At 33.5% G+C, this 15,190-nt stretch carries 10 protein-coding genes; 7 read left to right on the top strand and 3 right to left on the bottom strand.

The genetic code is table 11. The features are described 5' to 3' along the window. Positions 1 to 150: 150 nt before the first annotated feature. Positions 151 to 4,383, top strand: a complete 4,233-nt coding sequence (locus VFM92_RS09185; protein ID WP_325121917.1) for a CHAT domain-containing tetratricopeptide repeat protein — start codon at positions 151 to 153, stop codon at positions 4,381 to 4,383. A 59-nt stretch (positions 4,384 to 4,442) separates the two neighbouring features. Here the strand turns inward: VFM92_RS09185 and VFM92_RS09180 are convergent, their stop codons facing one another. Both VFM92_RS09180 and VFM92_RS09175 read right to left on the bottom strand, forming a co-directional pair. Next, positions 4,443 to 5,048 (bottom strand): carboxypeptidase-like regulatory domain-containing protein, encoded by a 606-nt coding sequence (locus tag VFM92_RS09180; RefSeq protein WP_325121916.1) that lies wholly within the window; start codon positions 5,046 to 5,048, stop codon positions 4,443 to 4,445. A gap of 10 nt (positions 5,049 to 5,058) precedes the next feature. Continuing rightward, positions 5,059 to 6,114, bottom strand: coding sequence for a M42 family metallopeptidase (locus tag VFM92_RS09175; protein ID WP_325121915.1), 1,056 nt, complete (start codon positions 6,112 to 6,114; stop codon positions 5,059 to 5,061). 222 nt (positions 6,115 to 6,336) lie between these two features. Between VFM92_RS09175 and VFM92_RS09170 the strand changes: the two genes are divergently transcribed. The 4 genes from VFM92_RS09170 to VFM92_RS09155 all read left to right on the top strand — a co-directional run bounded on the left by VFM92_RS09170 (position 6,337) and on the right by VFM92_RS09155 (position 11,732). Next, positions 6,337 to 8,841 carry a DUF5686 and carboxypeptidase regulatory-like domain-containing protein gene (locus VFM92_RS09170; protein WP_325121914.1) on the top strand — a complete coding sequence of 835 codons (2,505 nt, stop codon included), beginning with the start codon at positions 6,337 to 6,339 and terminating at the stop codon, positions 8,839 to 8,841. Between the two features lie 68 nt (positions 8,842 to 8,909). Beyond that, positions 8,910 to 9,737, top strand: a complete 828-nt coding sequence (locus VFM92_RS09165) for a hypothetical protein (protein WP_325121913.1) — start codon at positions 8,910 to 8,912, stop codon at positions 9,735 to 9,737. A 407-nt stretch (positions 9,738 to 10,144) separates the two neighbouring features. Beyond that, positions 10,145 to 10,978, top strand: coding sequence for a shikimate dehydrogenase (locus VFM92_RS09160; RefSeq protein WP_325121912.1), 834 nt, complete (start codon positions 10,145 to 10,147; stop codon positions 10,976 to 10,978). Between the two features lie 79 nt (positions 10,979 to 11,057). Further along, positions 11,058 to 11,732 (top strand): HAD-IIIA family hydrolase, encoded by a 675-nt coding sequence (locus VFM92_RS09155; protein ID WP_325121911.1) that lies wholly within the window; start codon positions 11,058 to 11,060, stop codon positions 11,730 to 11,732. 35 nt (positions 11,733 to 11,767) lie between these two features. Here the strand turns inward: VFM92_RS09155 and VFM92_RS09150 are convergent, their stop codons facing one another. Then, on the bottom strand, positions 11,768 to 12,211 hold the full coding sequence (locus VFM92_RS09150; protein ID WP_325121910.1) for an OsmC family protein: 444 nt from the start codon (positions 12,209 to 12,211) through the stop codon (positions 11,768 to 11,770). Between the two features lie 355 nt (positions 12,212 to 12,566). Between VFM92_RS09150 and VFM92_RS09145 the strand changes: the two genes are divergently transcribed. Both VFM92_RS09145 and VFM92_RS09140 read left to right on the top strand, forming a co-directional pair. After that, positions 12,567 to 13,571 carry an acyl-CoA reductase gene (locus tag VFM92_RS09145; RefSeq protein ID WP_325121909.1) on the top strand — a complete coding sequence of 335 codons (1,005 nt, stop codon included), beginning with the start codon at positions 12,567 to 12,569 and terminating at the stop codon, positions 13,569 to 13,571. A gap of 175 nt (positions 13,572 to 13,746) precedes the next feature. Then, complete coding sequence (locus VFM92_RS09140; protein ID WP_325121908.1) at positions 13,747 to 15,075, top strand: short-chain fatty acid transporter; 1,329 nt, start codon at positions 13,747 to 13,749, stop codon at positions 15,073 to 15,075. Positions 15,076 to 15,190: the final 115 nt, after the last annotated feature.

Raw genomic sequence — 15,190 nt, 5'->3', positions numbered from 1 at the left:
GAAGAGCCAAATAAGAAAAATACCAGCTAAAAAGTAGATAAAGCTAATCTTTCATTTCTTATTCAATACAAAAGTTGAGATAGGTAGCTATTTTACTTTCATTTTTTTCATTATCTTTATCTCATAAAAAATTGTAATTATTCAATTCTCATGAATTCAACAAAATTTAAACATCTTATCTATCTACTTCTAATCGGCTTTTCTTTACTGATTTTTGACAATCAAAAATTGATGGCTCAAAATGTTAAAAAATTCAATAAATACATTGAGAAGGCTGAAAAGAACTTTGAAAATGGAGATTTCGAAAATGCTCTAAAATTTGCGAAAAAACTGGAACAAAAAAGTGCAAAAAAATTTGGGGCAGAAAACCAGTTTGTGGCTGTTGCGAAACTAAAAGAAGCAAAATATAACTGGGCACTCGGACAATTTAAAGATTACTACATATTAAATGAAAATGCAATTGCCATCAGTGCAAAAGTAAATGGCAATAATTCCATCAGCCACGGAATTAATTTGATTGATGCTTATCAAAACATGGTCAATTATGGCAATTATGTTAAAGCTAACAATTACCTAGAGCAAGCAATGGAAATATTTGAAGATTCAAAAGTTGCTACTGAAGTATTTCTTGCTAATCTGCAGCTGAATAAAGCAGACATTTTACTAGCTGTTGGCGATTACAATGAAGCTCTAAAAATAATCAATTCAAAAGAATCATTTTTTCTTCAAAGGACACTTAACACGGACGGAAAACTAAAAAAGAAAGAACTTGAAAGAAGATATCAGGAGGCTGCAAGATTGATTACCCTTAAAAGTAATGTACTCAAACATAAAGGCGAGATTAAGAGAGCCGACTCAGCTTTTTCCACAGGTGAAATTTGGATTCAAGATAAGTTAAATAGAAAGAATAAATTCTTTGCCGAGCACATGTTCCTATTCGCGGAGTATTTCGAAGAAATCGGTACAAAAGAATTGCCCTTTAGTTATTATTCCGATGCCTATAATTATTCATTGTCTTCAAATGGTGAAAATCATCCTAATACGCTGAAATATCTTGAGAAATTAATCCTCAGTACCATTAAAGATAATAATATTGTTCGGGCTCAAGCTTATTATTTGGAACTTGAAAAGACTTTGAAAGCTAATTTCAAAAAAAGTAGTTCACATTTTGTAAAACTCGCTACCATTTCTTTTGAATCAAATCTTAAAAAAGGTGAATTAACAAAAGTAGAAAATGCAGCGGCAATCCTTGAAAGTGATAAAAATTTATTACCTAGCGATCATCCAATACGAATTGAATTACTAAACACCTTAGTTAAGGTGGCGGCCGCCAAAAATATATTTATCAATTCTGAAAACTATTTGAATGCTATTATTGATATCAAAAGTCAATTATATGGCGACACAAGTGTGACCGCAGCATTTAGCAAAATTGATTTAGCACACCATTACATAGATTATACAGATAAATTTGACAAGGCTGTTGAGATATATAATAAAGAGTATTTTGGTAAAGTCGAATATCAAATTACTAACCAACATAACCGATATGTAAATCTTCTGAATCATTTAGCTACTTCTTATCAAATTGATGACGATTATAAAAAAGCCTCTAGTTTATTAGATGAAGCCCTTTTAGTTACAAGGATAAAATATGATAACAAAGACATTGATTTTGGTAAAGAGCTTAATCTTATTGCAAACCTTCAAATAAAAATTGGTGAATATGAGAAAGCAGGAGAAAACATAAAAGAATCGCTAGCAATTCTTGAGAATTTCGATAACGAAAATAATGTGGTTTACTACATTATGGCTTTAGAAACTTACGCAAAGTTATTGTCCATTAGAGGCTTTTTCGATGAAGCTGAAGAAGCATTGGAGTTGTCCCAAAAATTATATCAAAGTTCAGTTCCTAGCCCCGAATACAATCCTTTAGTGGCTACTCAAGAATTAGCGTCAGTATACCTAAAGGTTGGAAAGTACTCTGAAACAGAAGAAATATTAATTAAATCACTCAAAAGAATTGTAAAATTATATGGCAATGACAGCCGAAAAATCATACTTCCCTTGGTGGATTTTGGAAAATTATATCTTATCAAGGGAGATTATGTACAATCAGAGGAATACGCAAGAAGAGCATTAGAAATTTCGGAGAGCGTTTTTGGAGAAAACTCTACTAAAAATGCTCCTGCCATCCTTCTTTTAGGTGAACTTTACGAAACTATTGGAGATTATAATAAGTCAGAAGAATTTTATAGAAGAGCAATTACAGTCTTAGAAAAGCAGTTTGGACGCAACCACGTAGATGTTGCTACCACTATTTCCAGATTAGCAATTGTTATGTTTTATAAAGGTACTGCAAATCCTTCTGAAATTGAAAACCTACTTTTTGAAGCAAAAGCTACTATAGGAAAAAGGTTTTCAACCAAAAGCCCTCTTTATGCAGATTTACTCAAAGACATGGCACTCTTTTTTATTTCCCAAGATAAATTAGACGAGGCTCTCAGCTTTTTAGAACAATCTGAGAATATCTGGAAAGAAAAAGTAGGGAAAAGAAATAACATCAAAGCTGCTGATATCCATATTCTAAGGGGAGATGTTTTCTACAAACAAAAAAAATGGAGAGATGCTGAAAGTGAATATAGCGAAAGTCAAGCCTTGAATGAGAAATTTTTTAATAATCAGCACCCCGAATATGTTAAAGCAACCTCCCGCCTGAGTAAAGTCTTTTATATGGATGGAAATAAAAGGAAAGCGAAAACCTACATTGAAGAGGTAATGAAAAATTACACGAAATTTATTGAAGAATATTTTCCAGCCTTAAGTGAAAGTGAGAAAACAAAATATTGGAACACTATCAGAAACGATTATGACTTTTTCAATACAATGGCCATAACCATGAATGATCGTTTTCCAGAATTAATCGAAACGGTTTATAATAACTCATTGAAAATTAAAGGTCTTCTATTAAGCAGTTCAATAAAAATGCGGGAAAGAATCTTAAATAGTAATGATTCAACGCTTAAAACCCAATATTTTGAATGGTTAGATAAAAAGGAAAGTCTTTCCAATGCCATCTCCATGAGTCAGGAACAATTAGTAGTAGAAAATATTGATTTGAATACACTTGCACAAGATGTTGAGTTAATAGAGAAAAATCTAAGTCAGCAATCAGAATTATTTAATCAGGGAATTACAAAGCAAGATTTAAGTTGGGAAAAGGTGAGAGAAACCTTACAACCTAATGAGGTAGCTATTGAAATGGTACGTTTTAGATATTTTGACCATTACATAACAGATTCTATAGTTTATTTGATGCTTATTCTTAAAAATGAAAAGCGAAGCAGACCTGAATTTGTAATTATGGGGAATGGAAACGATATGGAGTCGAAATATTTCAATAATTATAGAAATGCGATAAAATATAGAATTACTGATTCTTATTCATACAATAACTTCTGGAAGCCAATTGAAGATAACATAGGGAAAAATAAAACAATTTACTTGTCTCCTGATGGAGTATACAATCAAATTAATTTAGAAACTATTCCAACAGATGATGGTAAATATTTGATAGACAATTCTAACATTGTTTGGGTAAGTAATACCAAAGATTTATTCCTTAATAAAGTAAATCCAAAACAGCAGCAAGAAGAAAAAACTGCTTTGCTGTTTGGAGACCCTAAATTTTATCTAGCCTCACGTTCCGATTATATAAGTAAATTTAGATCTGGTGCTACACAAATAAGTGACTTACCTGGTACCAAAAAAGAAATCAATGCATTAACTCAATTATTTGATAATTATGGATGGAAAACCAAGGATTACTTAGACGAGCAAGCAACAGAATCAAAAGTAAAAGAACTTGAGAGCCCAAAAGTTTTCCACATTGCTACACACGGATTTTTCACAGAAAAAGAAGACAGAAATCCTAAAAATAGTATTGGAAAAAATGATTTGAGCGATAATCCGTTACTCAATACTGGACTAATGCTAACAGGATCTGGTGATTTATTAGCTAAAACTCGTTACAATTATAACATTGAACCTGGAATTTTAACCGCTTATGAAGCCATGAATTTAAACTTAGATAAAACTGACCTGGTAGTTCTTTCTGCCTGCGAAACTGGTCTGGGAGAAGTTCATGGTGGAGAGGGTGTTTTTGGTTTGCAACGTTCATTTTTGGTTGCTGGTGCCAAAACATTAATAATGAGTTTATTTAAAGTTTCAGATGAAGCTACACAAAAACTTATGGTGTCTTTTTATGAAAAATGGTTAGAAACTGGCGATAAAAGACAAGCCTTCATTGATGCAAAAAAAGAAATTAGAAATCAATATAAAGATCCAATCTACTGGGGTGCTTTTGTGATGATTGGAATATAAACTAATTAATTCAATATTAAGAAAAGGCTGATGAATTTAATAATCATCAGCCTTTTTATTTATTTTCTACTCTGCTCTTTCCAATTTCTTATAAAATTAGACCAAGTCATTGGATTAAGGAAATTATTAGGAGGAACGAGCCCTGTTGTTTCATACATTCGTGCATATCTCCATTGATCATAATAGGGACTATTTTTTTCATATTGCTTCTCCAATAACTTATCTAAATCGCTGTTAAAATTATTAAGATTTTGCCTTTCTACATCTGTTAATCCTTTTTCAACTATCGTTTTTCTGAAAAAATCGGCATCAGGAAGTGGATAAACTTCAACTTCCTCTAAAAGTATATTTTCCCTTACCAGCATTTCGATTAACGAGTAGGTGTCCCCCTCTAATAACTTAGGAATTACAAATGTGGAAACTTGATACCCCACACTTCTAAATGTTATAGTATCCCCAGGATAAGCTAAAAATGAAAAAAAGCCAGAATTATCTGCCACTGTTCCACTTTTTCCATCGCCTATTAAAACAGTGGTAAATGGAACAGGCTCTAGATTTTCCGCATTCAAAATTACACCCGTCATATGAATAGGATCATGTTTTTGTGCAGTAACAGAAACAGCCACTAAAAAAGAAATCGTAAATAATAGTATCTTATTGATCATAATAAACAATTTAATGGTCCCAATTATACTTATCTAGCGTTTCTAAACACGCATTTAATAATTGAACGGAATCCATAATGTCTTGTTTATGTGCCATTTCTATTACTTGATGCAAGTTTCGGGTAGGTATTGAAATAGCACCTGCTATCGCTCCGTTTTTACCCATTCTTTGTAATCCTGCAGTATCAGTTCCGCCTGCTGTTAATATTTCTGGTTGCCATTTAATATTATTTCTATCTGCTGTTTGCTTCATAAACTCCACCATTCGGTAATCACAAATGGTCATGGCATCCAGTACTTTAATGGCTGTTCCTTCTCCTAAAGAAGTTACTTTTTCATGTGCTTGTGCTCCTGGTAAATCGAAAGCAATAGTCGTATCAAGCGCAATTCCAAAATCAGGATTGATTTTATGGGAAGCAACATTTGCACCTCTCAAGCCCACTTCTTCTTGAACCGTGAACACAGCAAATACATCGTAAGGATGATTTTTTAAGGTTTTTAAAGCTTCAATTAAAACAAATACAGAAACCCTATTATCAATTGACTTACAATTTACGCAATCTCCCATTTCGATTAAAGCTCTTTCACGTGTTACGGTATCTCCAACGGTCACATATTTCTCAACCTCCTCTTTTTTCATTCCTAGGTCAATAAAATAATCTTTTGTTTTCGCTACTTTATTGCGCTCCTCTGGAGACATCACGTGTATAGGTTTAGACCCCATCACTCCTACCAAATCTTTTTTTCCATGGACTATTACACGCTGAGCAGTAAGTGTTTTAGGATCAAAACCACCCAAAGTTGTAAATCTTAAAAAGCCATTATCATCTATATGAGTTACCATAAATCCAATCTCATCCATATGAGCGGCTATCATCACACTTTTACCTTCAGGATTTGATTTTGCTCTTTTTATAGCATGCACATTACCAATATTGTCAACCTCTACTTCATCCACAAGAGGAGTAACTTCTTGAAATATTAAATCACGAATTCTTTTTTCATAGCCCGGAGCGCCAGGAGTTTCACATATTTTTGATAGTAAATCTATATTGAAATTTTTCATAAATAGTTAAGTTTAATTCTTCCAAAATTAGTTGAATTAATCTCCAAATAAATGATTAAATCCATTTATTCTATAACAGAAACAATGATATCTGGATTTGAATTTGAAAATTTCATCAGGACCTGTAAGAAAAGCTACAAGAGTTAAAGTGGTTTCAAACTAATTATTTATTTTTGAATTAATTAATAAAATCAACCATTTTCAGTATCAAAAACTATCAATATGCGTCAATTTTTCAGAGACTCTGACCAAGCCTTCATGAGAAAAAAAATCAATCTATTTTCATTCAAGAATGCTCTAATTGCGATAAAAATCGTCTTCATTCTATTAATTTCCCATTCAGCCTTTGCTCAATCAGCTCTGATTTACGGAAAGGTAAAATCCGAATCAGGTGAAAACATGCCTTACACCAATGTAGTGGTTTTAGGCAAGGCTATCGGGACCTCTACTAATTATGATGGTGAATATTCTTTGAATTTAAAGCCAGGCAATTATAAAATCAGTTTTCAATTCATTGGCTTCAAAAGTGAAGTGCATGAAATATCGATTAAGGAAAATGAAATGCTGGAGATCAATCCAGTTTTAAGTGAAGAAAAGGTTTTATTAAAAACAGTGGAAGTGAGTGCTAAAGCCGAAAACCCAGCTTATGCAATCATTAGAAATGCGCAGGAAAAGCGTAAAACATATTTAAATGAACATGAAAATTTAAGCTTTAAAATTTACACCAAACTTTTTGGCCAGTCAGAGAGCAATAGTGGTAATCCTGTTAATTTATTCGGGACATTGCTGACGCCTAAAAAAGGAGTATTCTATTTATCGGAATCGGTTAATGAAGTATTTCAATATGACATTGAAAATCAGACAGAAAGCTTAGAAGCGTCTTTAGTTTTGGGGGACACCTCTGAGGTAACTAAAAACAATACGCTTTACATCAATTTATATAAAAACAGAGCATTTTATATAGGTAATCAAATGGTAAGAAATTCAATTATCTCGCCCATTGCCAATGATGCTTTTGGTTTTTATGATTATGACTATTTAGGGACTTTTGAGGAAGCAGGTGAAAGTATTCACAAAATTAAAATTATTCCTAAAATGAAAGGAAGCACTACTTTCAAGGGTGATTTGTACATTATTGATGGCAGTTGGCGAATATTTAAATCACACCTTAATCTGAACAGTATAACTGGTGACCTAGAAATCAATACGCAATATATTAAAGATGAGCAGGTCGGCACTTACCTACCCTTTTCTTCTAGCTTTATATTGAATGAGGAGCGAAATAAAACGGAAATTTATTACCATAATATTTTTTACGACTATTCTTTTGAAGCAGAAAATCCTAAAAAAAGTAAATTATTAAACAAAGTGATTTCCAAGGATGGAATTCAGAAAGATGCTGAATGGTGGAGCAAAACCAGACCAATTGAACTAACTAATGATGAGCGCCTTGCATATCAAAAATCACCAATGCTGAACAATGATATTTTTAGATTTGAAAAAGTAGAGAATGATTCCCTATTCCATAATTTGAATGAAGATAAAAAAGACACTCCCTTTCAAGTTTACCAAAAAACAGTAAGCTCTCAGAAAGTAAAATTTACCGACAATTTGAATTTAGATTTAAGTATTGTCACCTTCAATACGGTAGAAGGTGGAGTGCTTAAACCTCATTTAAGATATTCAAATGAATTTAAAAACAATCATCGATATGCCTTAGACACAGAGCTTCGATACGGTTTTGGAAGCAATTCTTTCTACTATAAAGGCGGATTTGAATACGAACTTAATCCAAAAAATATAAGTCTAGTAAAAATTGAAGGCGGTAGCACGGTGGAACAAATATCAGGTGCCACGTCTATTTCCAACTATTGGAATTTATTTTATACGCTTCTGGAAAGTCGAAATTTCTTGAAACTTTATAGAAAAGATTTTGTAGCGCTAAATTGGAAGCGTGAACTATTCAATGGTTTAGACTTTTCGGTTCGTAGTTCTTATAATTACAGATCTCCTTTACAAAATAATACAGACTATACATGGTATAATGACGAAGAAGAAACTCGAATATACACTCCAAATCAAGCTTTTATTGGTGGAGAGTACAGAAATTTTGGGGCGAATAATTTATGGGAGTCGAATCTAACATTAAGTTACCAGCACAATAGAAAATTTGATTTAATTAACGGCCGTAAAATCGCTTTAGGATCTGCATATCCGACCTTAAGATTGGGTTTGGATGTAGGTAAAATGGACAGTGAATACACTAGAATTTGGGGGAATATTTCAGATAATTGGGATGTAGGTGTGTTGGGCTTCAGCAAAATAAGCCTTAGTTACGGACAATATTTAGACAAAAACAATCTTACTCCAATTGATTTTTTTCATTTTATGGGTAATCAAACATTTGTTTTCCAAAATCAAAAACAATTCGGTTTAGCTTATCAATTACTTGATTACTATCAATACAGCACTGCCGATTATTTTGCAGGAGCAAATTTTGAGCATGATTTTGACGGTGCCATTTTGGGAAGAATACCACTTTTGAAAAAAATTGGATTGAAATCTTATTTCATGGCTAATTATTTACAAACTGCCGAAAGCCCTAGATTTGCTGAATTAGGGATTGGGCTTACCTCCTCTTTCTTTCCGATTCGTTTGAATTACTTTTTCGGTTATGAAAATGAAAAATTCGTGAGACAAGGATTTATTCTTCATACAGCCTTTTAAAATATTTATACATTTGTGGTTGAGCTAAAAATTCTTTTACACGAGCATTCTTAACTAACAAATAAAATATGAAGGGAAACCCAACTTTACTTTACCTCACCGACCTTTATTATCCTGCAAAAGGCAGAAATTACTATGAGGAAGATTTATTTATCACTTCACAACTCAAACAACATTTTAATATTTTAATTGGAAATCCCCAGCAAGCTTTGGCCTTTTTGGATAAAGCAGATTTTATGGTTTTCAGAAATACAGGACCAGTAGCCTACTATCAAGAATATTTCAATGAATTTGTGGAGACGGTTAAACAAAAAGGTATCCCTACTTTCAACTCTTTTGATGGCAAAGCGGATATGAAAGGAAAGCAATATTTGTTGGATTTATTCGCAAAGGATTGCCCCGTAATCCCTACTATTGATAATCCAAATCAGCTTCATTTACTGCCTCAAATGGATCAATATATAGTTAAGTTGAAAAATGGAGCCGATTCCATTGGAATGGAAAGCGTGAATAAATCAGAAATAAATAATGAAGAATTCAAAGACAAACTGATTCAGCCCTTTATTGATTTTGAATATGAGGTTTCCTTCTATTTCATAAATAATGAATTTCAATATGCTTTATATGCGCCTAATAAAAGCAAAAGATGGGATTTGAAAACATTCCAAGCATCAAATGAAGATTTAGAATTCGCTCAAAAATTTATTGATTGGAATAATATGGAAAGTGGAATCCAAAGAGTGGATGCTTGCAGACTGAAATATGGTAGCTTGTTATTGGTAGAACTCGAAGACCTTAATCCGTTTCTATCTTTGGATGCTTTAAACGAAAAAGACAGAAATAAATTCATCCAAAATTTTATTCAGGCTTTGAAGGATATAAAGTTGAAGTATTAGTGTTTTTTTCATATAAAGCATTGGTACAATTATATGAAACTAAATCCAAAAGGAGGTACAATGAAAATTTTAATACGTTAGCAAAAGAACTAGCCCGACCAGTTCCGAGGAACTCGGAAAAGCGGGACGGATGAAAGTTTAGCGGGCAGGCGTTGGCATTGTGGGTGGTCGCATTAAACTTTCTTGATTTTTTGTATCTTTTTTATCAAGAAAAAAGATTAAAAGAAAAATAATTCTGCTAAAGCAATTTGATTTACAAAAATGAATGCTCTCAGGAAAGTCCGTTTTTTTATCTTCTAAATAAATGTCCTTTTAAAACGAATGAAAGATTATTTTTATTTACAAATAATATTTATCAGATGACACAGACTCCAATATCGAATTTTTCAATTCAAAAATCTTCATCTATGAACCCCAAAAACCAACAAATCTCACTCAACCCATTCACTCAATTCATATTCTCCACCTCTGGAAGCGCAAGTTCCATTGAAAAGCATAATTCAGCTTTACAAAAATTAGATTTAAACTTGATTTATTTCACCTTTCCTCATCCAATTAAAGCTAAAGAATATGCTCAACTTTTACGTTCTCCCATTTCCAGAGGCGGAGCAGTCACAGGCAAAGACGGACTAAAATCCAAAATCATTGAATTTTTGGATGAAATAGAACCAGCTGCTCAAAAAACGCTGGCAGTGAACACGGTCGTAAATGAAAAAGGAAAGCTCTATGGCTATAATACAGATGCCATTGGCTTAAAAACAGCTCTGGATGAGGCATTAAAATCAACTTCCCTTGCTATCAAAACAGGAGTGATTTACGGAAACGGAGGGGTTTCAGGTGTAGCCTATCATGTTTTGAAAGATTTGGGATTGAAAGTCATGGTGACAGGAAGAAATCCTGAAAAAGTGAAAGCAAAAAAAGATGACTTAGGAATAGAAGATAAAGATTTTAACGGACCTTACGATTTAGTGGTAGACGCCACTCCAATCTCATCCAACCCCAATTTCCTGGAAGCTAAAGGTTTTTCTGAATTATTAGATAATTGCAAAATGCTATTTAGCCATAACATGCCAGAAAAAGATGATAAACCCAATTACTTGAAAAGCTATTGTAAAGAAAATAATATTGCATTCATTCCAGGTAGCGCCATGTATAAAGCACAATTAATTAGGCAATATCAGTTATTTATAGGAGATATATCTGAAAATAAAATCATTGAAACCTGGAATCTGAATGAATGAAAACCTAATTCAATTTATAAATATAAAAAGGAAAGCAATTAAGAATTACTACTTTTGAGAGTCTGATTAAAATAGAAGTATGGATTTTTTAAAAAGAAATATTGAAGCATATTTAGCAAGGGAAAATAAATCGTTTGCAAATTTTCTGACTGAATATAATATAGAAAGATTGGATGAACTTTCCTTAGGTGATTTCAAACTTTTTTGTTCTGAAAATGACCTTGATTATGCCAATATGTTGAGTAGACCTATGTTTACTGATAGAGTTCAGATAAAAAAAATTAAGCTTTTGATTCTAGATGTTGATGGTGTATTGACTGATGGTGGCATGTTTTTTACGGAAAGTGGCGACCAGTTCAAGAAATATAATGCTAAGGATGGAATGGCCATCAAAGCATTAGAAGGATTTGGGATTGAAGCAGGTATTATTTCTTCCGCCCATAAAATCAATATGGTGAAAACCCGCGCAGAAATGCTCAACATCAAGCATATTTATGTCGGAGGCGAACCCAAACTTAATATTTTACTGGATTGGTGCGAAAAATTAGATATTAAATTAGAGGAAGTAGCAATAATAGGCGATGATATAAATGACTTAGCTGTTATGAAGGCTGTAGGTTTTTCAACTTGCCCTTCAGATGCTGTTTTAAAAGTCAAAGAAACAGTGGATTTAGTTCTTCAAACCAAAGGTGGGCAAGGATGCGTAAGGGAATTTATTGATTTTCATCTTCTAGATGAGCCTTTAGAAAAATAGAAAATAAGGCATGACCCTAGGCCATGCCTTTTATATTATGATTCAAAGCTTGCATCTAAGGAAATAGGAACTGCACTTAAAGCTTTAGAAATAGGGCAACCTTCTTTGGCACCTTTAGCCATTTCCATAAACTCATCTTTTGATAAGCCACTTACTTTACCTTTTACGGTCAATTTGATTTCTTTAATCGCAAAGCCTTCTCCTTCTTTATCCAATACCACCTCAGCTTTTGCATTTATTTCATCTGGCGTATGACCAGCTTTCGAAATGGCAACACTTAATGCCATAGCATAGCATCCTGAATGAGCTGCTGCAATCAATTCTTCAGGATTAGTTCCTAATCTTCCATCTTCATTTTCAAATCTTCCTTTAAATGAATAAGGAGTGTTATCAAAAAATTTATTGGAACTGCTCAATTGACCTTTTCCGTCTTTTGCTGTTCCTTTCCAATTTGCTTCTACTTTTCTCTTAATTGCCATAGTTTTATTTTTTAGTTTTAGTTTATATGATTTAACCTCCTCTATACTTATTTGTTACATTTTAAACATGACAGTATCTAGTAGCAAGTAGTTAGTATCTGCAAACTTCTGACTTCCCGCTTCAGACTTCGATTCCAGTTATGGGCTGGTCAGCCTTCAATTTCTCTCTTCACTTAGCCGTTAGACGGGGCTACTAAGATAGTATTTAAGTAATCCGTCTTTGACATTCTTAATGATTGATACCCATCAAACGGCATCCAACACCCAACTTCCTACTTCAGACTTCCAACTTTAAATTTCAATACTGCAGAAATTCCCTTAATTTCGCATTTCAATTTCAAATCTTAAGAAATCCATGAATTTGCAATCGCGATTAAACGCCTTTAAAACACTAGGCGAACAACTACGGAATTTGAGTGAAGCCGAACTGGATGAATGGTATTTCCGTGCGACTTCCTACAATAATTGGTTTACCAGAGAAAATGTAGTTCATGCGGTTAAGGCATTAGGCGAAATGTTACAAGCCGAAAAATTGGAGCAATGGGTTAATCGTTATGGTTTACCTGAAAATAGCAACAAAAAAGTAGCTGTAATCATGGCGGGCAACATTCCATTAGTTGGATTTCATGATTTCTTATCAGTGCTGATTTCTGGAAATAGTGTGGTAGCTAAATTAAGCTCGCAAGACCCTCATTTATTAAAGGAAATAGTAGCACTATTAATTAAAATCAATCCTGAATTTGAAAATAAAATTGAACTCACTCAGGAAACCATCAGAGGATTTGATGCAGTAATTGCAACTGGAAGCAATAACTCAGCAAGATATTTTGAGCAATATTTTGGGAAATACCCCAATATTATTCGCAAAAACAGAAGCTCGGTAGCAGTAATTACAGGAAATGAATCTGAAAGGGACATCCAGGCTTTAGGCAAGGATATTTTTCAATATTACGGATTGGGATGCCGAAATGTAAGTAAGTTATTAATTCCTGAGGGTTTTGACCTCTCTCCTTTCATTAAAGCATTAGAAGATTTCAAATGGGTGGCAGACCATCACAAATGGGTAAATAATTACGACTACAATAAATCTATATATTTGGTAAATGATGAGCCGCATTTGGATTCTGGTTTTTTCCTTATGAAAGAGGACGAGGCTTTTGTTTCTCCAATATCTGTTTTGTTTTATGAATTCTATAAAAATGAGCAGGAATTAGAAGATAAACTTTCAAAGCAAAAGGAACAAATCCAGTGCGTAGTGCAGAAAGGTTCAGAAATTGAACCAGGTAAAGCCCAGCAACCCGAACTTTGGGATTATGCAGATGGAGTGGATACGATGGAGTTTTTGTCCCAATTAAAATAGTGTGGGGTATTTAATATAATGTATCAAGTTTAAAGATGGATGTGGGGTGTTGGATGATGGACTGTACATCCTTGACATAAGTGATTGCAAATAGAAAAAACGAGCGTTTAAACATCAAACGGTCAATTTTAATGAATATAATTCTTAATTTATAATTCGTAATTCATAATTAAAAATGTCATTCTCAAGGCACTACATTAAAATAGTAGAGAGATTTCTCCCCTCTCCTTTTGTAATCGCCATACTTTTAAGTGGCATAACATTCCTATTAGCTTTAATTTTCACAGAACAAGAAGGAAATATTCTTTCGCAATCTCAAAGCATTTTAGGCTATTGGCAAACTGGTTTCTGGGAGTTGCTGGCATTTACCATGCAAATGGTATTAATCCTACTTTTAGGGCATACTTTAGCTTTAACTCCGCTCTTTTCCAGAATCATAAATAAAATAGCTTCTATTCCTTCCAATACTGCTCAGGCAGGTTTTTTTATTAGTTTTTTCACCATTATCATGAGCTTTTTGAATTGGGGATTATGCTTGGTTTTTGGTGCCATCCTCAGCAGAAGAATTGGAGAAAATTTCACGGCTCAAAACAAAGCATTTAATTATGGGATTTTAGGTGCTGCAGGCTATTCAGGCATGATGGTTTGGCATGGCGGACTATCAGCCTCTGCGCCATTGAAAGTGGCTGAAGCCCATCATTTCTTGGTAGATGAAATTGGGGTAATTGGCATTTCAGAAACGTTATTCTCAAGCATGAATATTCTCATCAGCTTGCTACTATTATTTGCTGTTCCTTGTTTATTCTACCTACTAGGAAAATGTATTAAATCTAATTCTGATTATCAATCATTACTAACTCAAAAAGAGACAAATGTTGAAGAAAAACAATCCAATGAAAGCGAAAACAAAGCTTGGATAGCCTACGCATTGGGCGGAGTGATGCTCTTAAGTGCAATCCTATTTGCAGTTGATAAATGGCAAACAAATCAAGCTATTGTCGATTTAAATTTTGTCAACTTCTTATTGCTAGCATTGGGAATCCTACTGCATGGAAGCTTGGGGAAATTTATGGTCGCTGTAAATTCTGGCATTCAGGGAGTGAGTGGTATAGTGATTCAATTCCCTTTATACTCAGGCATTATGGGAATCATGAAATATTCTGGTTTAGTGATTCTGATATCTGATTTCTTTGTTTCCATTTCTACAGCTACTTCATTTCCCATTTTGACTTTTTTTAGCGCTGGGTTGGTTAATTTATTCGTTCCATCGGGTGGCGGACAATGGGCTGTTCAAGGTCCAATAGTTGTAGAAGCAGCCCAAGCTTTAAACATTCCTATTCCTAAAATTGTAATGGCATTGTCATATGGTGACCAAATCACCAATATGCTGCAGCCTTTTTGGGCATTGCCATTATTAGGAATCACGCAACTGAAAGCAAAAGACATTCTGCCTTACAGTCTATTTGCTTTAATTTTAGGTAGTCAGCCCTTAAAAACCCCATAATATATCCCTTTTAATGGTAAAAAATTTTGATAACAGATGAAACAGCTTTGATACATCTTTTGTAAATAGAGCCAAAGAGATGATTTCCATATGTTCATCATCCTTTTGAAGTTAA

This window comes from Marivirga sp. (assembly GCF_035704835.1).
Lineage (GTDB): Bacteria > Bacteroidota > Bacteroidia > Cytophagales > Cyclobacteriaceae > Marivirga.
The sequence above is the reverse complement of the archived record's forward strand: the minus strand, read 5'-3'. Positions and strand labels throughout refer to the sequence as shown.

Excerpts from the sequence above, each read along its gene's own strand:
- VFM92_RS09150 (WP_325121910.1), bottom strand. The coding sequence starts at position 12,211 with ATGGCAATTAAGAGAAAAGTAGAAGCAAATTGGAAAGGAACAGCAAAA.
- VFM92_RS09175 (WP_325121915.1), bottom strand. The coding sequence starts at position 6,114 with ATGAAAAATTTCAATATAGATTTACTATCAAAAATATGTGAAACTCCT.
- VFM92_RS09180 (WP_325121916.1), bottom strand. The coding sequence starts at position 5,048 with ATGATCAATAAGATACTATTATTTACGATTTCTTTTTTAGTGGCTGTT.
- VFM92_RS09185 (WP_325121917.1), top strand. The coding sequence starts at position 151 with ATGAATTCAACAAAATTTAAACATCTTATCTATCTACTTCTAATCGGC.
- VFM92_RS09145 (WP_325121909.1), top strand. The coding sequence starts at position 12,567 with ATGAATTTGCAATCGCGATTAAACGCCTTTAAAACACTAGGCGAACAA.
- VFM92_RS09160 (WP_325121912.1), top strand. The coding sequence starts at position 10,145 with ATGAACCCCAAAAACCAACAAATCTCACTCAACCCATTCACTCAATTC.
- VFM92_RS09155 (WP_325121911.1), top strand. The coding sequence starts at position 11,058 with ATGGATTTTTTAAAAAGAAATATTGAAGCATATTTAGCAAGGGAAAAT.
- VFM92_RS09165 (WP_325121913.1), top strand. The coding sequence starts at position 8,910 with ATGAAGGGAAACCCAACTTTACTTTACCTCACCGACCTTTATTATCCT.
- VFM92_RS09140 (WP_325121908.1), top strand. The coding sequence starts at position 13,747 with ATGTCATTCTCAAGGCACTACATTAAAATAGTAGAGAGATTTCTCCCC.
- VFM92_RS09170 (WP_325121914.1), top strand. The coding sequence starts at position 6,337 with ATGCGTCAATTTTTCAGAGACTCTGACCAAGCCTTCATGAGAAAAAAA.